Source organism: Duganella phyllosphaerae (assembly GCF_001758785.1).
Lineage (GTDB): Bacteria > Pseudomonadota > Gammaproteobacteria > Burkholderiales > Burkholderiaceae_D > Rugamonas > Rugamonas phyllosphaerae.
Genome location: NZ_LROM01000013.1, coordinates 1 through 18,075, shown reverse-complemented (window position 1 = coordinate 18,075; position 18,075 = coordinate 1). Strand labels below are relative to the sequence as shown.

Here is an 18,075-nt window from a genome sequence, read left to right as displayed (position 1 = left end):
TGATGCGGCAGAGCCTGCATTACCAGCCACGACCGCCGCCTGCGGTTCCGGCGTCAGCGCCAGGATATCGTCGAACTCGCGCGATGGCCGGTCCACCTCGGTGTCGCCGGCGGCATTCTGTTTGGCGCGCTCGGCTTTCTTGAGCGCTTGCATTAACAAGCTCATGATCCGTTGGCCTTGGCGGTAGGGACAGGGTAGGTGGACGGTACCGGGTACGGTTCAGTGTCGGGTTCGCCCGGCAGCAGGTCGCGGTAGTTGCGGTAGTCGCCGTTGACGCTGGCGTCCTTGATCACGACCGGCCGCATGAAGATCACCAGCTCGGTCTTGGTGCTGGTTTCATTGCGGAACGAGAACAGGTCGCCGATCACGGGCACGCTCGACAGCAGCGGGATGCCGTCCTTGAGGTTGTCCACGCTGTCCTGCATCAGGCCGCCCATCACGGCGATCTGCCCGCTCGGTACCTTCATCAGCGACTCCAGCTCGCGCGCCTGGATCACCGGCACCCGGCTGGTCACCTTGGCGTCGGCCAGCGCCGGATTCGGGTCGTTGACGTAACCGACAATGCGGGTAATGGTGGGGCGGACATTGATGGTGACCTCGTCGTTGTCGGAGATCTGCGGCGTCACGCTCATGACGAAGCCGACCGGCACCGTCTCGAGCTTCGATTCGTACACGGCCTGCGAAATCGGCGTGCCGTTGGTGCCCAGCACGGCCGGCGTGACCTTGATCGAGAAGAACACGTTGTTGTCGACCACCTTGAGCAGCGCGGTCTGATTGTTCATCACGCTGATTTTCGGGCTCGACAGCACTTTCACCTTGCCGAACGATTCCAGCAACTGGATCGCCGTGGTCAGGTTGCCCAGCTTGCCGGCCGCCGAGTAGGTCAGCAGAAAGGCGCCGGGGCTGGTGCCGGGATTGACGCCGCTGGGCAAACCGGTCTGGCCGATCGCCCGCTGTGAAAACTGCACGTTGCCGCCGGAAATGGTCGACCAGTTGATGCCCTGCTGGTAGTTGTTGCTCAGTTTGACTTCCAGCACGGTGGCTTCGATCAGCACCTGCCGCTTGGCGGCGCCCAGCACGATCTCGAGGAACTCGCGGATCTTTTCGTGCTGGCGGCTGGTGGCGCGCACCGCGATCAGGCCGCCCTCGGCATTGACCACCACCGAATTGGTAGTGGTGTTGCGGTTGCCGCCGAAGGCGCCGCCATCGAACGGCGACGGCGACGCTTGCTGCTGACTGTTCGCCCCCTGCGCACCTGTTGCTTGGCCGGTCTGGCCGGTTTGGCTATTTTGGCCCGGCTGCGGCGCCGTCAGCGGATCGACCAGCTTGTCGTTGATGGTGGTCGGGCGCAGCATGTCGCGGATATTCTTTTCCAGGCTGTACCAGAAATTGTTGTCCGAACGGTTGTTGACCACGGTGGTCGAGTTATTGCTCGGATTGTTCGTGGCGCTGTTGCCGCCAAACGAGCCGCCGCTGCTGCCGCCATTCTGGCCGGTGCCGCTGGCCGCGCCGACCGGGTTCGATGCGCTGCTGCCGCCACCGGTCGTGGAAATCTGGGTGGCGATATTGACGCTGCTGTTGGTGCTGCGCGCAATGTTGACGTAGTCCACCTTGTAATTGCGCCACTCCGGCGTATCGGGCAACACGGTCAGGGTGGTGCCGTTGATCTCGTAGCGCATGTCCACCTGGCGCTGGATGCGCGCCAGCAGTTGCGGCAGGGTCTGGTCGAGCGCATTCAGTGTGACGCTGCCTTCCACGCCCGGATGGACGTCGACATTGAGGCCGGCGTCGCGCGCCAGCGCGAACAGCAGCGACTGCACCGGGACCTTGTGCACGGTCACGCTGTAGGTTTCCACCTTGGCGGTCGCTTTGGGCGGCGGCAGCATGGCGCTCTGGCGCACCGGCTCGGGAATCGCCCCGGCCGGGCGCGGCGGCTCCGAGATGTGGGTGGGCGAGGGCGGCAGCGCGCGCGTGGCGCAACCTGCCAGGATCAAGGAAGCGACGGGCAACAGGGAACAGGCTAGTTTTTTCATTGAGTCTTTCCGGCCCGGTGACACCACAGGATGATGTTGTGAATTTGCAATATAACGACCATGATCTTACAATTCGGAAGCGGTCGCAAGGACGCTCCAACAGATTGCAACAAATACCAGGCACAGCAAACACGCCGTTACAACAGTACGTGGCTGCAAGCCCTTCAAACGGGACGTGCGATAGGACCGATAGGGCGACTCGGCAATCGCCAGCCGGGCGTGGCGCGCCTCGACCGTGCCGGCATCGTCGGCAAACGCCGCCAGCAGCGCCTTGTCGGCCAACACGTTAATCCGCCGCACGATGCCTTCCGACGCGTCGCCGATCAGCCGCACCGCATCGTTGCTGAATACCGGCGCGCCGCCATGGCCGGCCGCCGCCAGCCGGAACGCCAGGAACTCCGCCACCAGCGACGGCGCCAGCGCCGGCACCTCGAAGCTGTGGGTGATGCGTTCCTTCAGTTGCCGCATCGATGGCAGGTCGAGGTGGCGGTCCAGCTCCGGCTGGCCGAACAGCACGATTTGCAGCAGCTTGCTGCTGGCCGTCTCGAGGTTGGTCAGCAGGCGGATCGCTTCCAGCGTGGCCAGTGGCATGGCTTGCGCCTCCTCCACCAGCAGCACCACGTTGCGGCCCTGGCCGTGCAGGGCGATCAAGTGCGTATGCACGGCGCGCTGGATTTCATCGACCCGGTAGCCGCGCGTGGCCAGGCCCAGTTCGGCTGCGATCGCGTACTGCACTTCCACCGGGTCCAGGTTGGGGTTGACCAGGTAGATCACCTCGATATGTCCGGGCAAGCGGCTTTCCAGCATGCGGCACAACATGGTCTTGCCGGCGCCCACTTCGCCGGTGACCTTGACGATGCCCTCACCGTGGCACACCGCGTACAGCAGCGCATCGAGGATCTCGCCGCGCGTATTGCCCGCGTAAAAAAACGCCGGATTGGGCGTGATGCCGAACGGCGACTCGCGCAACCCGAAGTGTTGCTGGTACATGGCCGACGTGGTCATTCCGGAACCTTGAGAAATCGTAGCGGGCCGCGCAGTAGGTTTATCCACGGTTCCATCAAGCGATGCAAGCCAGGAAGGCTTGTTCCAATGTCTGGGCGCCGTAATGCGCGCGGCAGTCGGCGGGCGTGCCGGTAAACCGGATGGCGCCGTCGTGCAGGATGGCCATGCGGTCGCACAGTTCATCGACATCGGCCAGCGCGTGCGAGGTCAAAAACAGCGTACTGCCGCGCTGTTGCAAGGCGCGCAGTTGTTGCTTCAACAGCGCACGCGCTTTCGGATCGAGGCCGCTCATCGGTTCGTCGAGCACATACAGCCGCTTGGGCGACAGCAGGCAGGCGGCCAGGCCCAGCTTTTGCGTCATGCCTTTCGAATAATGGCGCACGGTTTTTTTCAACGCCGCCGCGTCGAGATCGAGCGCGGCCAGCATGGCGGCCACCGCCGCAGCGTCCACCTTCACGCCTTGCAAGGTCAGCAGGTACTTGATGAAGTCGGCGCCGGTCAGGTAGTACGGCGGCATAAAACGCTCGGGCAAAAAGCCCAGCGGCGCGCGGCTGGCCGGCTGGTCGTGCGGTTGGCCGAAGATGGCGATGGCGCCGCCGTCGAGCGCGCAAAAATCGAGCAGACACTTGATCAGGCTGGTTTTGCCGGCGCCGTTCACGCCGACCAGGCCGAAACATTCGCCGGCCTGCACCGCCAGATCGACTCCCTGCAGCACGCCGGACGGTCCATAGCGTTTGACGACTTGCTGGAAGCGCAGGGCAGTTTCAGTCATGAAGCAGGGGAATAGTAGCCGGTAGGAAATGATGTAACACTGTAGCGTATTCGTGCGCGGAATGCGACATCGTTTCGTGTTTCTTCATCGCAAATGTCACATTCTCGTCTAGAATGTCTGGCAAGTTGTTTTGAGGCATTTATTGATGCCATCGCGGATTGAACGGGGAGCAGGTATGGCAAGGCCGGAAAAAGTCAGGTTGGGAGAAATCCTGGTCCAGCAAAAGCTGCTGTCGGAAGAGCAACTGGGACTGGCGCTGACCGAGCAAAAGCGCAGCGGCCGCAAGCTGGGGCGCGTGTTCGTCGAAAACGGTTATGTCACCGAAGAGCAGATCGCCAACGCGCTGGCGCGCCAGCTCGATATTCCGTATCTGAACCTGAAATTCTTCAACGTCAATCCCGAGATCGTGCGCATGCTGCCCGAGACCCAGGCGCGCCGCTTCCGCGCGCTGGTGCTGGAAGACCGCAAGGGAACCTTGCTGGTAGGTATTTCCGACCCGACCGACCTGTTCGCGTACGACGAGATCGCCCGCATCGTCAAGCAGCCGATCGAGCTTGCCGTGGTCAACGAGACCGAGGTGCTGGGCGTGATCGACCGCATCTACCGCCGCACCGAAGACATCTCCGACCTGGCGCGCGAGCTCGAGCAGGACCTGGGCGACGTGTCGGTGGACTTCGGCGCGCTGGCCGCCAATCCCAACCTGGAAGAAGCACCGATCGTCAAGCTGCTGCAATCGGTGTTCGACGACGCCACCCAGGTGCGCGCGTCCGACATCCACATCGAGCCGCAGGAGGGGCGGCTGCAGATCCGCTTCCGCATCGACGGCGTGCTGCACCTGCAAACCGAGGCCGATATCAAGATCGCACCGTCGCTGGCGCTGCGCCTGAAGCTGATGTCGGACCTCGACATCTCGGAAAAACGCCTGCCGCAGGATGGCCGTTTTGCCGTGCGCGTGCGCAACCAGCGCATCGACGTGCGGATCTCGACCATGCCCACCCAGTACGGCGAATCGGTGGTGATGCGTTTGCTGAACCAGAGCAGCGCCCAGTTGCGGCTCGACGCCATCGGCATGCCGCGCGCGCTGGTTGAAAAATTCCGCGCCATCGTCCAGCGCCCCAACGGCCTGGTGCTGGTGACCGGCCCCACCGGCAGCGGCAAGACCACCACGCTGTACTGCGCGCTGGCCGAACTCAATTCGGTGGAGAAAAAGCTGATCACGGTGGAAGATCCGGTCGAGTACCGCCTGGCGGGCATCAACCAGGTCCAGGTCAACGAAAAGATCGAGCTCGACTTCGCCCGCGTGCTGCGCTCGGCGCTGCGCCAAGATCCCGACATCGTGCTGGTGGGCGAGATGCGCGACCAGGAAACCGCGCAGATCGGCCTGCGCGCCGCCATGACCGGCCACCTGGTGCTATCGACGCTGCACACCAACGACGCCATCAGCACGCCGCTGCGGCTGATGGACATGGGCGTGCCGCGCTACATGGTGGGCAGCTCGCTGCAGGCGGTGCTGGCGCAGCGCCTGGTGCGCACCATTTGCGAAAGCTGCACCACGCCATACCAACCGACGCCGTCCGAACGTGAATGGCTGAGCCTGGAATTGAACGACAAGGTGGACATGGCGCGTTACTTCCACGGCAAGGGCTGTTCGCATTGCAACGGCATGGGCTACCGCGGCCGTACCGGCGTGTACGAGCTGCTGGAAATGACGCGCGCCGTGGTCGATGCGGCCAACGATCCGAACCCGTCCCACTTCCTCAAGGTGGCGCAGCAGCAAATGGCTGGCGAAACCCTGCGCCGCCACGCGGTGCAACTGGTGGTGCAAGGCCGCACCACCATCGCTGAAGCGATGCGCATCAGCAACCAGGTCGAGGAGTGACGTGCCGTATTTCGCCTACAAGGCCCGCAACGCGCGCGGCGAACTGATGCAGGGTGTGCTGGAAGCGCCCGACAGCGGCGCCGTGGCCGACCAGTTGTTCAACACCGGCGTGACGCCGATCGAAATCACCGTCACCCAGAAGCGCGTGGCCGACGACGGCGAGGGCTGGTGGGCCAGGCTGCTGGAAAAAAAGGTGACGTCGATGGACGTGCAACTGTTCAGCCGCCAGCTGTACACGCTGCTCAAGTCGGGCGTGCCGATCATGCGCGGTTTGGCCGGACTGCAGGAGTCGGCGGTGAGCAAATCGTTCGCCAAGGTGATCAAGGATTTGCGCGAGTCGCTCGATTCGGGCCGCGAACTGTCGGCCGCCATGCGCCGCCACCCGGACGTGTTTACGCCGTTCTACCTGTCGATGGTGCGGGTGGGGGAGATGACCGGCCGCCTGGAAGACGTGTTCCTGCGCCTGTTCGATCACCTGGAATTCGACCGCGACATGCGCGAGCGCGTCAAGACCGCGCTGCGCTATCCGAGCTTCGTGGTGTTCGCCATGATTGCCGCCATGGTGGTGGTCAACATGTTCGTGATTCCGGCATTTGCCGGCGTGTTTGCCAGCATGCACGCCGAATTGCCGTTGATGACACGCATCCTGATCGGCACGTCCAGCTTTACCGTGCGCTACTGGCCCGTGCTGGCGGTGGTGACAGTGGCCGGCACCCTGGGCTTTCGCAGCTGGATCCGCACTACCAGCGGCCGCTATCGCTGGGACAAGTTCAAGCTGACCATCCCGGTGGCCGGCAACATCATCCTCAAGGCCACGCTGGCGCGTTTTGCGCGCAGCTTTGCGCTGTCCTCGCGCAGCGGCGTACCGATCGTGCAGGCGCTCACCGTGGTGTCGCAAACGGTCGATAACGCCTACCTGTCGGCGCGGGTGGAACAGATGCGCGACGGCGTCGAGCGCGGCGACAGCATCCTGCGCACGGCCGCCGCCGCCGGCGTATTCACACCGGTGGTGCTGCAAATGATCGCGGTGGGCGAGGAGAGCGGCGCCATCGACGACCTGATGGACGAAGTGGCGCAAATGTACGAGCGCGAGGTCGATTACGAGCTCAAGACGCTGTCGGCGCAGATCGAGCCGATCATGATCGTGTTTCTAGGCATTATGGTACTGATCCTCGCGCTCGGCATTTTCCTGCCGATCTGGGACCTGGGCAAAGCGGCGCTGCCGCACTGAGTGCGCCGGCGTGAGTGTTATGACAAACCTTGTGACGCCAAAACAACGCGGATACTCTTTGCTGGAATTTGTCGTGGCGGTCGCCATCGTGGCCGTTTTGGCGACGGTCCTGCTCAATCGCGTCGCGTATTACCAGGGCCAAGCTGAACGTGTTTCTTTGCAAACAATTGTTGCCAACTTGCGATTATCGCTGCAAAGCCGCATTGAGCAAGGCAAGTTGCCAAGTGGCAGCTCGAATTTAACGATGTTGGCCGAAGAAAACCCGTTCAGCTGGTTAAAGAGCAAGCCTGTCAATTATGCAGGTGAATTTTACGCTCCGTCTGACGCGCAGATCGGCGCCGGCAACTGGTGTTATGACCGAAGCGACAAGAGCGTCGTTTATTTGTTAAATAATGCGGAAACATTTTCTCGAGGTCAGGCGAAACGTTTGAAATTCAAGGTAAAATTGTTGCACTTGCTCAACACATCTGGCATTGCGGAAAACGCGGCCGGTACGGTGGTCGGTCTCGACATCGAGCAAGTGAAGACCTGACGTGATGACGCGGGTTTTTCTCATTCAATGTCCGATTTGGAGAAGTATATGAACAAGCAAGCGATGTCCGTCACCCGCGCCCGTGGCGCCCAGTCGGGTTTCACCCTGATCGAGCTGATCGTTGTGATCGTGATTCTCGGTATTCTGGCTGCGGTCGCGCTGCCCCGATTTAGTAATCTGAGCGGCGATGCGCGCGTGGCGTCGCTTAACGCGGTACGCGGTTCGCTGGCGTCCACCGCTGCAACGGCGCACGGCGCCTGGCTGGTGAATCGCGCCGATCCGACGTTCGAGGGCACTACGGTTAATATGGATGCCAACGGTTACGCGCTGGCTAATGCCAACCTGGTTACTGCCGCCGGTCTCGACGCCAACGATTACACCGCCATTATTGCTGGCGGCACCGCTATCGCGGCAGTGCCCAACGTCAGCCCGGCGGTGCCGGCAAACAGCGTGGCCATCGTGCCAAGGGGCATTGCCAACAGTGCTACCGCCGTGACTTGCGTCGTGATTTATACACAATCGCTTGGACTCAATTTGCCGCCTGTGTTGTCGCCAATGCCAACCGCAGCGAACTGCCGCTGATCATACGCTGGCAGGTGAAGGCGGTTGATGTTCATACCCCCGGTACCCACGTGCCGTGACCGCGCCGGCTTCACCATGATCGAACTGATCATGGTGATAGTCCTGATCGGCATCATCGGCGCGGTGGTCGGCAGCAGGTTCGTGGACCGCCAGGTGTTCGAAGCCAGGGCGTTCGCCGACCAGGCCAAGGCACTGATACGCTACGCCCAGAAGCTCGCCATCGCCCAGAACCGTCCGGTGTACGTGCGCTCCACGCCTGCCGGCTTCGCGGTGTGCTTCGACGTGAACCCTGCCACGGGGACGGTCTGCAGTACGGCCGCCAACCTGGCCCAGGCGCCGGGCGGCGCCAACAACGGTACCACTGCCACCCGCGCGTTCTGCGTGTTTCCCGCCGGCGGCGCCTACGTGGCCAACTGGGCATGCCTGGGCAGTCCCGGCATCGGCATCGCCAGCACGGCGCCGCGCACTGAAATGGCGCCGAACGGATATTTCTTTTTCGACGCAGCGGGACGGCCGTTCAACAGCGGCGACGCCGTCGACGGCATTTCCGGCTTCACCCGCCTGACGCTCAACTTCAGCAGCGGCAACCAGACCGCCACGCTCAATGTCGAGGCGGAGACCGGTTATGTGTTCTAGACAATTTTCCAGGCGCGCCCGCGGCGTCACCCTCATCGAGCTGATCCTCTTCATGGTGATCATGGGCGTTGCGGCAGCCGGCATCATCGGCGTGATCAATCTCAGCAACAAGTCCAGCGCCGAACCGCTGCGCCGCAAGCAGGCGCTGATGATTGCCGAAGCGCTGATGGAAGAGGTACAACTGGCGCGCTTTACCTTTTGTACGCCCGACGATCCGAACGCCGCCAGTGCCGCCAACCAGGCCGCTTGCGTTACCCCAATGAGAGTGGGCGCGCGCGCCGCTGGCGCCAATCGCCCGTACGGCAATGTCGCCGACTATGCCCTGGTGGCCGGCCAGCCCACGTTCACGTTCGCTGTGAACAACGTGGACGTTGACATCAGCGGCAACCGGCTCGGCGTGGACAGCACCGGCGCCACCATGGGCAATGCCTCGCTGGCGCCCATCCGCTCTACCGTCACGCTCAATTTCGTCGCCGGGCTCGGTCCTGCGGGGGCGGCGATCACGTCCAGCGCCGGCGCCCTCAATGCCCTGCAGATCACCATTACCACCACCTACGGCGGGGCCAACGAATTCGTGCGGCTCGACGCCTACCGCACGCGCTACGCGCCGAACGTGCTGCCGTGATGGCGTCCAACATGATGCCCAGGTTGCATGCTCACCATCGTAGCCAGCGCGGCTTCACGCTGGTGGAAATCATCGTCGCGATGGTGCTGACCACGATCATCGCCGGCACGCTGGTGCTGTTCATCCGGCGCCCGGTCACCAGTTACCTTGATAGCGCGGGCCGCGCCGAGATGACCGATGTCGCCGACCTGGCCCTGCGCCGCATGGCGCGCGAGATCCGCGCGTCGTTGCCCAACAGTACCCGCGTGAATAACGTCGGCGGCGTGGTGTTCCTGGAATTCATCCCCACCTACCGCGGCGGCCGCTACCTGTCGGTGGAAGACAACACCACGACCGGCACGCCGCTCAGTTTTACCAACGGCGCGGCGACGAGTTTCAGCGTGGTGGGCGCGAACGCCGCGATGGCGCCGGGAGGGCCGAATTACATTGCCATCTACAACCTCGGCGCCGGCTTCCAGGATGCCGACGCCTACGCCGCCAGCAACCTGGCGCGCGTGACCGGCAGCGCCATTGCCGCGTCCTTGCAGACGATTTCATTCAGCGCCGTGCCGGCGTCCGAGCTCGGTGGCGGCAACGCCGTGTCGCCACTGGCCAATCCGTTTGCGGTGCCGGTCAACGCTGCAACGCCAAGGCCGCCCAATACCTCGCCCGACCAGCGCTTCCAGGTGGTGGGCAGGCCCGTGATCTTTCGCTGCCAGGGCAACGCTACCGGCACTGGCACGCTCACGCGGTCAGTTGCTGCCAGTTTCAGCCCGGTGCCGTCGCAGCCGGCAACTGCCGCCGGGGTGCTGCTGGCAAACAATGTTGTGGCATGCAATATCAGCGTCGGCACCAATCCGAACCGGCAATCGGCGCTGGTCGGGCTCACGCTCACGCTCGGCCGCACCAGGCCCGACAGCGGCCTGGAAACCGTGACGCTGGTCCATCAAATCCACGTGAACAATACGCCATGAACCAACCTGTCATGAACCCGCGCAGGCTGCGCAAGTCGTCCGGCGTGGCGCTGGTGACGGCGATCTTCCTGCTGGTGGTGCTGGCCGGGCTGGCCGTGGCGGTGGTGTCGCTGACCACCACGCAACAGGTCACCCGCACCCAGGACGAACTGGGCGCGCGCGCCTACCTGGCGGCCAAAGCCGGGATGGAGTGGGCGCTGTTCACCCAACTGCAAGGAGGCGGCCTCGGTTGCCCATCCACCAACGCCTTCGCGCTGCCGGCCAATACCAGCTTGTCGGGGTTCACGGTGACTGTAGCTTGCGAGGCGCTGCCGGCCGGCTTCGGCGTGGCGACAGGAACGGCCGACCCCACCGCCAACCGCATCACCATCACCGTCACCGCGTGCAATGCCACGGTCGGCACCGCCTGTGCGCCGAACAACAGTCCCGACTACATCCAGCGCGTGGTGCAGGCGCAGCTTTAAAGAAACAAGCGCTGCGGGAAAATGTGTATTTTTACGGCATGAATGTCAAATAGCGTAAAAATGATTCGAAAGTTGAATATAATCAACGACATAACCACAGAGAAACACGGGCATGGGATTTTTTACAAGAACTAAAAAGAAGGAAGGCTGGGTCACCGTCTCCTTTTTGCGCGATGGACTCTGCGTCGCCCGCGTCCAGCGCGCGCGCGATGGCAAGGCCGTGGTGGAACTGTCCGCGTTTCAGCCCGCCACCGACAGCCGTTCGCCGGCCGCGCTCGAACGCGCCGCCAAGGAATTCAAGCTTGCCAGCTACCAGCTCGGCACCATGCTCGGCGGCGGCGAATACCAGCTGCTGACAGTCGAAGCGCCCAATGTGCCCCAGGACGAACTGAGAACCGCCGTGCGCTGGCGCCTGAAGGACATGCTCGACTTCCACGTCGATGACGCCACCATCGACGTGCTCGATATCCCGGTCGATCCCAACGGCATGTCGCGCGGCCATTCGATGTTCGCGGTGGCCGCCCGCAATACGCTGATCCAGGCGCGCCAGGCGCTGTTCGCCGACATCCAGCTGGCGCTGACCGTGATCGACATTCCCGACCTGGCGCAACGCAATATCTCGGCGCTGCTGGAAACCGAAGGCCGCGGCCTGGCCATGCTGTCGTTCGACGCCGACGGCGGCTTGCTGACGATTACTTTCAAGGGCGAGCTGTACCTGTCGCGCCGCATCGACGTCACTATTGCCCAGCTGCTGGAACCGGACACCGACAAGCAGCAGGGTTGTTTTGACAAGATCACGCTGGAGCTGCAGCGCTCGCTCGACCATTTCGACCGCCAGTTCAATTACGTCAACGTCAACAAGTTGTTGCTGGCGCCCACCGGCGCTCCCGGACTGCACGAATACCTGGCGGCCAACCTGTACACCCCGGTCGAAGCCATGGGCCTGGAAGACGTGTTCGATCTTTCGCGGGTGCCGGCGCTTGCCGATGTCGAGCAGCAGCAGCGCTTCTTCCTGACCCTGGGCGCGGCCCTGCGGCACGAGGAGGTTGTGCTGTGAGCCAGCAGATCAACCTGTTCAACCCGATCTTCCTCAAGCAGAAGAAGATCTTCGCGGCGCTGCCGATGGCCGAGGCGCTAGGCGCCATCGTGCTGGGCACACTGTTGATGACCTGGTACGCCAGCCACAATGTCGATGAGCTGGCGCAGCGCGCCGCCCATGGCAAGACCCTGCTGGCCGAGCGCGAGCGGCGCTTGCAGGAAGCCAACAAACAGTTCGCGCCGCGCCAGAAAAGCGCCACCCTGACCACCGATGTGGCGCAAGCCCGGGCCGAGCTGGCGTCGCTGCACCGGGTGGAGCAGTTTCTTCAACAGGGCGCGCTGGGCAACAGCGCCGGCTATGCCGAGTATTTTCGGGCGTTCGCGCGCCAGAACGTCAACGGCCTGTGGCTGACCGGCGTGACTATCGCTGGTGCCGGTACCAACATCGGCGTTGAAGGCCGCGCCATGCAGCCGATCCTGATCCCGCAATACATCGCCCGCCTGAAAACCGAGCGCGTGATGCGCGGTAAAACCTTTGCCAGCCTCGATATCACGCGGCCTGACGCGGCGCTCGCGCCGGCCGCCGCCAGTGCTGTTGCCGCCGCGCAGCCGGGTCCCGCCACAGCGGCGCCTTACGTGCAGTTCAGCCTGCAATCGACGGGAGGACAGGCCAAATGAAACCATTGAAAAACGCCTGGATCAAGGTCAGCACCAAGCTCGACGCCATGACCTTGCGCGAACGGGCGCTGGTGTTCCTCACTGCCACCGGCCTGATCCTGTTCCTGCTCTACACCATGGCGGTCGAGCCGATGCTCAGCAGGCAGGCCATGTTGCTGGCGGAAATCGCCCAGCAGCAAAACCAGATCAGCGGCATCGATACCGAAATCGCTGCCCGGGCCCAGGGTTTCGTGGTCGATCCCGACGCCCAGGCCCGCGCCGAACTGAACCAGGCACAGGCCGAGATCGACACCGTCGGCGCCAGGCTGCAAGCCGTGCAGAAGGGACTGGTGGCGCCGGAAAAGATCGCGCCGTTGCTCGAGCACCTGCTGCGTGGCAATGGTAAGCTGACACTTGTGGCGCTGCGGACGCTGCCGGTAACCGGCATGAACGAAGCGGCAGCGCCGGCGCCACCTGCCGCCCCCGGCACTGCGGCAAATGGCGTGCCGTCAGCACAGGCGCAGGCGCTGGAGCAGGCCTTGCAGCAGTCGGCATTGCAAAAAACGCCGCCACCGGCCACCCAAGGCGCCGCACCGGGCAGCAACCCGGCAAACATCGCCGCTATCACCGCTGCCACCACGCCTGCCACCGCGCCGCAGCCGATGCCGGTGCCTGGGCTTGGGCCCGACCCTGCCACCATCGCCACCGCCAAGCCGCGCGAGCTGCTGTACCGGCACGGCGTGGAAATCGTTCTGCAAGGCAGCTACCTCGACATGATCAACACCATGCAGGCGCTGGAAGCGTTGCCGGTACAACTGTTCTGGGGCGGCGCGCGCCTCGATGCCCAGCAGTATCCCGAAGCGCGCCTGACCCTCACGCTCTACACCCTGAGCCTGGATGAACAATGGATGAAACTATGAGCCGCGCCACCATCCGCCCGGGTGCCGCTCCGGTGCTGGCAGTGTTGCTTGCAATGGCGCTGGCCTGCGCCGCGCCAGGGGTCTCGGCGCAACTGGCCGACCCCACCCGGCCGCCGCCCGAAGCGCGCCTGGCTGCCGCTGGCGGTGCCGCCGATCAGGCGCCGGCGCCCAGCGGTCCGCAACTGCAGTCTGTGCTCAATGGAAATCATGGCCGGCAAGTGGCCGTGATCGACGGCCAGGCCCTGCGCGTGGGCGACAAGATCCACGGCGCCACCCTGGTCCAGGTCGGCAAGGATCGCGTGGTTTTGCAACATGGCCGCACGCGCCAGGTCTTGAAGTTGTATCCCGATGCCGGCAATGCCAACGCTAACGCCAACGCCAACGCCAACGCTAACATCGGCGCCACGGTCCGGCGCCAAAGCGCCCCCAATACCGCACCAGAGAAGTGATTATGCAAAAGTACCTGCCCCTTGCCGTCCTGACGACGCTGATCCTTGCCGGCTGCCAGACGGCACCCCAGCCCGACACCTACAACAAGATCGGCGCCGAGGTCGACGCCGCGCTCAAGGCCAGGCCGCCGGCGGCTAGCCAGGCCGACGCCGTCGCCAGCGCCTTGCTGCCGCCGGTGGCGCAACTGGCCGAACAGCTGCCCAAGGCGCGCGCAGTGCTGGAAGAACGCTTCAACGTCTCGTTCAACAACGTGCCGGTGCAGCAGTTCTACAATTCCATCGTGGCCGGCACCCGCTACAACATGCTGATCAATCCCGACGTGACCGGCAACATCACGGCCAACCTGAAGGACGTGACGCTGTTCGAAGCGCTCGAGGCGATACGCGAACTGTACGGCTACGACTACAAGATCGACGGCACCCGCATCTACATCCGGCCGCTCACCATGCAGACCAAGATGTTCAAGGTCAATTACCTGACCGCCACCCGCAAGGGCGTGTCGAGCTTGCGCGTGTCGTCGACGTCGGTGGCCAATGCCGGCACCAGCAATAGCGGCAGCAGCAATACCGGCAATGGCAATGGCAACGACAACTCGGGCAACAGCAGCAATAACAATGGCAATAGCGGCGACAGCGGCAACGGCGGCCGCTCGCAGTCGCAGCGCGACGCTGCCAGTGTGCAGACCACGTCGGCCAGCGACTTCTGGGTGGAACTGAAAACCGCGCTCGACGCCATCGTCGACAGCGGCAAGGACGGCCGCAGCGTCACCATCAGCCCGCAGTCGGGCGTGATCGTGATCCGCGCCATGCCCGATGCCTTGCGCAATGTCGACGATTACCTGCGCGCTACCCAGGTGTCGGTGGACCGCCAGGTGATCCTGGAAGCGAAAATCCTCGAAGTGGAATTGAACAGCAATTTCCAGAGCGGCATCAACTGGTCCGCTTTCGGCAAACTCAGCACCAATAGCCGCATTGCCACCGGGCTGGTGCAGCCAGGGACCGCCCTGGCGCCACTCGGCGCCAACAATACGGGCGTCACGCTCAACAACGGCAGCATCGTGGCCAATCCCGGCGCGGCGATCGGCGCGGCCGGCGATGCCATGGGCTCGCTGTTCGGCCTGGCTTTCCAGACCAGCAATTTCGCCGCCCTGATTTCCTTCCTCGAAGGGCAGGGCACGGTGCACGTGTTGTCGAGCCCGCGCATTGCCACGCTTAACAATCAAAAGGCGCTGCTCAAGATCGGCACCGACGAATTCTTCGTCACCGGCGTCAGCACCACCACCAACAACAATGCCAACGGCACGGGTGTCACCACGCCGAGCGTCACGCTGCAACCGTTCTTCTCGGGCGTGGTGCTGGACGTGACGCCGCAGATCGATGACCAGGGCAACATCATCCTGCACGTGCACCCGTCGGTGAGCCAGGTATCGACCGTCAACAAGGCGGTCAACCTCGGCGTGGCGCTGGGCAGCCTGTCGCTGCCGCTGGCGTCGTCGTCCACCTCGGAGATGGACAGCATCGTGCGCGGCCAGAACGGCCAGGTGGTCGCAATCGGCGGCCTGATGCGCCAGTCGACCACCTCGGACCGCTCCGGCGTGCCGGGCATTGGCGGCTTGCCGGTGGTGGGCGCGCTATTCCGCTCGACCGGCGAAGTGGTGCAAAAGCGCGAGCTGGTGGTGCTGATCAAGCCGACCGTGATCGAATCGACGTCGGACTGGAACCAGGACTTGCTCGATAGCAGCCGCCGTATCAAGGATCTCGATCCGCAGCGGCGCGGGGGGCTCCGGTAACCATGTACGCCAGACACTTCGGTTTGCGTGAAGCGCCGTTCAACATCACGCCGGACACCAGCTATTTCTTTACCTGCCCGCATTCGCAGGAGGCGTTAAATACCTTGCTGGTGGCGGCCAAAAGCGGCGAGGGCTTCATCAAGATCACCGGCGAAGTGGGCACCGGCAAGACCCTGCTGTGCCGCAAGTTCATTGCCACCATCGGCGATGGCTTTGTCACGGCCTATATTCCCAACCCCTTGCTGGAGCCGCGCAGCCTGATGCTGGCGCTGGCCGACGAACTGGAAATTGTGCTCGAGCGCGACGTCGATCAGCACCGGTTATTGAAATCGATTACGGCGCGCCTGATCGCACTGGCCCAGCAAGACCAGCAGGTGCTGCTGCTGCTCGACGAAGCGCAGGCGATTCCGATCGAGAGCCTGGAAGCGCTGCGCCTGCTGTCGAACCTGGAAACCGAGAAGCGCAAGCTGTTGCAGATCATTATGTTCGGCCAGCCCGAGCTCAACCTGCGCCTGCAGGACAATGCGATCCGCCAGCTGGCCCAGCGCATCACCTTCCATTACCACCTGGGACCGCTCAAGCGCGACGACCTCGACTACTACCTGGCGCACCGGCTGCGGGTGGCCGGCTACGATGGCAGCCGGCTGTTTACGCGCGGCGCGGTGGCGCGGCTGTATGGCGCCAGCGGCGGCATACCACGGCTGGTCAACATCATCGCCAACAAGGCGCTGATGGCGTGCTTCGGCGAAGGCCGGCAACAGGTCACGCGCAGCCATGTCAGCATGGCGGCGCGCGACACGGTGCAACTGCGGGTGCGGCCGCACCTGCGGAGCCGGCTGGCCTGGGGCGCGGCAGGGATGGCAATACTGGTGGCCGCTTGCGGTCTCACATGGGCACTGAGCAAATGAGTCTGATCAATAAAATGTTGCAGGATCTCGATGCACGCGGCGGCGCGCGCGAGGACGGTTTGCAGCAACGCGAACTGAAAGCCGTGCCGCCCCCGGAGCGCGAACGTCGGCCGCTGTTGCTGGTGGGGGCCGGCGTCGGCGTGGCGGCGCTGGCCGCAGCTGCGGCCGGTTGGTATGGCTGGCAAACCATGCATCGGGCCACGCCGGTACCTGTACCGGTGCAGGTCATGGCGGTGGCGACACCGGCTACGGCGCCGTCTGCTACAGCGGCAGCAGCACCGGCGGTGCCGACGGCGCCAGCGGCCAGCGGGCTGACTGCGGAAGTGCCGACTGCGGCGCCGGTGCTTGCTCAGCCTGCCGTCATGGTGTCGTCCGCGTCGCAAGGGCAAGCCGGACCGGTAGCGGCCGTTGCGACTTCTGCCGCCACGTCTGCCATGACGTCTGCCACGACGCCTGCCGGCACGGCTGCGGTCAACCACCGGCCAACGCCGACCGCTGCCGTTGCCGATACCGCTGCCTATGCCACCACTGGCGCTTCGCGCCAGCCGCGCCAGGGCAGCGCGCGCGCCGAGGCGGGCGTGACCACCAAGCCCGAGCTCACGCCCAAGCAGCTGTCCGAAAACACCTACCGGCGCGCGCTGGCGGCCCTGCAGGAGGGTCGCTTGAGCGTGGCCCTGGCCGATCTCGACCGCTCGCTGGAAATCGATCCGCGCAACGATGCGGCGCGCCAGACCTATGTTTCGCTGCTGCTGGAAAATCGCCGGCCCGACGACGCCATGCGCCAGCTGCGTTTGGCGCTCGGTATCGATCCGCGCCAGCCCGGCCTGGCCATGGTGCTGGCGCGCTTGCAGCTCGAGCGCGGCGGACCGGCGCTGGAAACCCTGATGACCACCTTGCCGCACGCCGCCGCCAATGCCGACTACCAGGGTTTCCTGGCCGGCGTGCTGCAACGTGAGCAGCGCCACGCCGAAGCGGCGCGGTATTACCAGGCGGCGCTCAAGCTGTCGCCGCTCAACGGCGTGTGGTGGATGGGCCTCGGCATCTCGATGCAGGCCGACCAGCACCCGGCCGAGGCGCGCGAAGCGTTTACGCGCGCCCGCACCGGCAACGGCATCACCCCGGAATTGCTGGCCTTTATCGACCGCCGGCTCGACCAGTTGGCGCGTTCCGTACCACAGTGAGAGCACCAGTCAATTAATAAGAGAGTTGGGTGATACTGCTGAGCGTGCCTTAATATTAAGATTGTGGTGATTATTTCAAGTGAAATGTCACATAACACTTACTATTGAGGCTCAGCATGAAACAATTCTCTTCAAAGCAAGCTCTGGCCGTCGGACTGACGCCTTTGTTGCTCTCGCTGGCAGTGACCAATGCTTTTGCGGCAGACGTCGTGCGCACCGGTAACGCCGGCCAGAATGGCGCCGCTGCCACCGCACCGCTTGCCGCTGGCGCCGCCGGCAAGGCCGGCCAGTCGCTCGCCATCAATCCCGGCAATGCCGGTGCGGTCTACAACAACCTCACCGTCACGGGCGGCCGGGGCGGCAATGGCGGCGCGGGCGGCCCTGCCGTCCAGGAAGGCGATGCCGAAGCCGGTACCGGCG

General features: G+C 64.0%; 18 protein-coding genes and 1 pseudogene. 16 read left to right on the top strand and 3 right to left on the bottom strand.

Going from position 1 to position 18,075, the window contains the following annotated elements; all coding sequences use genetic code 11:
* Positions 1-161: 161 nt before the first annotated feature.
* The 3 genes from DUPY_RS00650 to DUPY_RS00640 all read right to left on the bottom strand — a co-directional run bounded on the left by DUPY_RS00650 (position 162) and on the right by DUPY_RS00640 (position 3,810).
* Entirely contained in the window at positions 162-2,033 is a 1,872-nt protein-coding gene (locus DUPY_RS00650; protein WP_070245805.1) for a type II secretion system protein GspD, read from the bottom strand.
* Positions 2,034-2,099: 66 nt separating this feature from the next.
* Positions 2,100-3,038 (bottom strand): ExeA family protein, encoded by a 939-nt coding sequence (locus DUPY_RS00645; protein ID WP_229255189.1) that lies wholly within the window; start codon positions 3,036-3,038, stop codon positions 2,100-2,102.
* A 55-nt stretch (positions 3,039-3,093) separates the two neighbouring features.
* Complete coding sequence (locus tag DUPY_RS00640; RefSeq protein ID WP_070245804.1) at positions 3,094-3,810, bottom strand: ABC transporter ATP-binding protein; 717 nt, start codon at positions 3,808-3,810, stop codon at positions 3,094-3,096.
* A 175-nt stretch (positions 3,811-3,985) separates the two neighbouring features.
* Here DUPY_RS00640 and DUPY_RS00635 point away from each other — a divergent pair, with 175 nt between their 5' ends.
* From DUPY_RS00635 to DUPY_RS00560, 16 genes and pseudogenes are all read left to right on the top strand, one after another.
* A complete protein-coding gene (locus tag DUPY_RS00635; RefSeq protein ID WP_070245803.1) occupies positions 3,986-5,689 on the top strand; it encodes a GspE/PulE family protein in 1,704 nt (567 codons plus the stop codon).
* Between the two features lies 1 nt (position 5,690).
* Entirely contained in the window at positions 5,691-6,920 is a 1,230-nt protein-coding gene (locus DUPY_RS00630; protein ID WP_070245802.1) for a type II secretion system F family protein, read from the top strand.
* Positions 6,921-6,939: 19 nt separating this feature from the next.
* Positions 6,940-7,452 (top strand): prepilin-type N-terminal cleavage/methylation domain-containing protein, encoded by a 513-nt coding sequence (locus DUPY_RS00625; protein ID WP_071651561.1) that lies wholly within the window; start codon positions 6,940-6,942, stop codon positions 7,450-7,452.
* A 48-nt stretch (positions 7,453-7,500) separates the two neighbouring features.
* Complete coding sequence (locus DUPY_RS29090) at positions 7,501-8,034, top strand: type II secretion system protein (RefSeq protein ID WP_275531530.1); 534 nt, start codon at positions 7,501-7,503, stop codon at positions 8,032-8,034.
* 27 nt (positions 8,035-8,061) lie between these two features.
* Entirely contained in the window at positions 8,062-8,670 is a 609-nt protein-coding gene (locus DUPY_RS00615) for a pilus assembly FimT family protein (protein ID WP_070245800.1), read from the top strand.
* Positions 8,660-9,295, top strand: a complete 636-nt coding sequence (locus tag DUPY_RS00610) for a prepilin-type N-terminal cleavage/methylation domain-containing protein (RefSeq protein ID WP_070245799.1) — start codon at positions 8,660-8,662, stop codon at positions 9,293-9,295. The genes DUPY_RS00615 and DUPY_RS00610 overlap by 11 nt, the downstream gene beginning before the upstream one ends.
* A gap of 11 nt (positions 9,296-9,306) precedes the next feature.
* Positions 9,307-10,248 (top strand): type II secretion system protein, encoded by a 942-nt coding sequence (locus DUPY_RS00605; RefSeq protein WP_167358999.1) that lies wholly within the window; start codon positions 9,307-9,309, stop codon positions 10,246-10,248.
* The gene (locus DUPY_RS00600; protein WP_070245797.1) at positions 10,245-10,712 is read left to right on the top strand and encodes a hypothetical protein; all 468 of its coding nucleotides are present in this window, start codon (positions 10,245-10,247) and stop codon (positions 10,710-10,712) included. The genes DUPY_RS00605 and DUPY_RS00600 overlap by 4 nt, the downstream gene beginning before the upstream one ends.
* Before the next feature lie 112 nt (positions 10,713-10,824).
* The gene (locus DUPY_RS00595; protein WP_070245796.1) at positions 10,825-11,769 is read left to right on the top strand and encodes a type IV pilus biogenesis protein PilM; all 945 of its coding nucleotides are present in this window, start codon (positions 10,825-10,827) and stop codon (positions 11,767-11,769) included.
* A complete protein-coding gene (locus DUPY_RS00590; protein ID WP_070245795.1) occupies positions 11,766-12,428 on the top strand; it encodes a hypothetical protein in 663 nt (220 codons plus the stop codon). Before DUPY_RS00595 ends, DUPY_RS00590 begins: the two co-directional genes overlap by 4 nt.
* Entirely contained in the window at positions 12,425-13,327 is a 903-nt protein-coding gene (locus tag DUPY_RS00585; protein WP_141749355.1) for a type II secretion system protein M, read from the top strand. Before DUPY_RS00590 ends, DUPY_RS00585 begins: the two co-directional genes overlap by 4 nt.
* A complete protein-coding gene (locus tag DUPY_RS28590; RefSeq protein ID WP_208599972.1) occupies positions 13,312-13,776 on the top strand; it encodes a hypothetical protein in 465 nt (154 codons plus the stop codon). Before DUPY_RS00585 ends, DUPY_RS28590 begins: the two co-directional genes overlap by 16 nt.
* Before the next feature lie 2 nt (positions 13,777-13,778).
* On the top strand, positions 13,779-15,566 hold the full coding sequence (gene mshL / locus DUPY_RS00575) for a pilus (MSHA type) biogenesis protein MshL (protein ID WP_070245792.1): 1,788 nt from the start codon (positions 13,779-13,781) through the stop codon (positions 15,564-15,566).
* A 2-nt stretch (positions 15,567-15,568) separates the two neighbouring features.
* Positions 15,569-16,474, top strand: coding sequence for an ExeA family protein (locus DUPY_RS00570; RefSeq protein ID WP_070245791.1), 906 nt, complete (start codon positions 15,569-15,571; stop codon positions 16,472-16,474).
* Positions 16,471-17,655, top strand: coding sequence for a tetratricopeptide repeat protein (locus tag DUPY_RS00565; RefSeq protein ID WP_070245790.1), 1,185 nt, complete (start codon positions 16,471-16,473; stop codon positions 17,653-17,655). Before DUPY_RS00570 ends, DUPY_RS00565 begins: the two co-directional genes overlap by 4 nt.
* Positions 17,656-17,771: 116 nt before the next feature.
* A pseudogene (locus DUPY_RS00560) lies at positions 17,772-18,075 on the top strand (hypothetical protein); the annotation flags it as partial.

Coding starts and splice junctions, on each gene's coding strand:
- DUPY_RS00600 (WP_070245797.1), top strand. CDS start 10,245: ATGAACCAACCTGTCATGAACCCGCGCAGGCTGCGCAAGTCGTCCGGC.
- DUPY_RS00645 (WP_229255189.1), bottom strand. CDS start 3,038: ATGACCACGTCGGCCATGTACCAGCAACACTTCGGGTTGCGCGAGTCG.
- DUPY_RS00605 (WP_167358999.1), top strand. CDS start 9,307: ATGATGCCCAGGTTGCATGCTCACCATCGTAGCCAGCGCGGCTTCACG.
- DUPY_RS29090 (WP_275531530.1), top strand. CDS start 7,501: ATGAACAAGCAAGCGATGTCCGTCACCCGCGCCCGTGGCGCCCAGTCG.
- DUPY_RS00650 (WP_070245805.1), bottom strand. CDS start 2,033: ATGAAAAAACTAGCCTGTTCCCTGTTGCCCGTCGCTTCCTTGATCCTG.
- DUPY_RS00615 (WP_070245800.1), top strand. CDS start 8,062: ATGTTCATACCCCCGGTACCCACGTGCCGTGACCGCGCCGGCTTCACC.
- DUPY_RS00570 (WP_070245791.1), top strand. CDS start 15,569: ATGTACGCCAGACACTTCGGTTTGCGTGAAGCGCCGTTCAACATCACG.
- DUPY_RS00640 (WP_070245804.1), bottom strand. CDS start 3,810: ATGACTGAAACTGCCCTGCGCTTCCAGCAAGTCGTCAAACGCTATGGA.
- DUPY_RS00585 (WP_141749355.1), top strand. CDS start 12,425: ATGAAACCATTGAAAAACGCCTGGATCAAGGTCAGCACCAAGCTCGAC.
- DUPY_RS00610 (WP_070245799.1), top strand. CDS start 8,660: ATGTGTTCTAGACAATTTTCCAGGCGCGCCCGCGGCGTCACCCTCATC.
- DUPY_RS28590 (WP_208599972.1), top strand. CDS start 13,312: ATGGATGAAACTATGAGCCGCGCCACCATCCGCCCGGGTGCCGCTCCG.
- DUPY_RS00635 (WP_070245803.1), top strand. CDS start 3,986: ATGGCAAGGCCGGAAAAAGTCAGGTTGGGAGAAATCCTGGTCCAGCAA.
- DUPY_RS00595 (WP_070245796.1), top strand. CDS start 10,825: ATGGGATTTTTTACAAGAACTAAAAAGAAGGAAGGCTGGGTCACCGTC.
- DUPY_RS00625 (WP_071651561.1), top strand. CDS start 6,940: ATGACAAACCTTGTGACGCCAAAACAACGCGGATACTCTTTGCTGGAA.
- DUPY_RS00565 (WP_070245790.1), top strand. CDS start 16,471: ATGAGTCTGATCAATAAAATGTTGCAGGATCTCGATGCACGCGGCGGC.
- mshL (WP_070245792.1), top strand. CDS start 13,779: ATGCAAAAGTACCTGCCCCTTGCCGTCCTGACGACGCTGATCCTTGCC.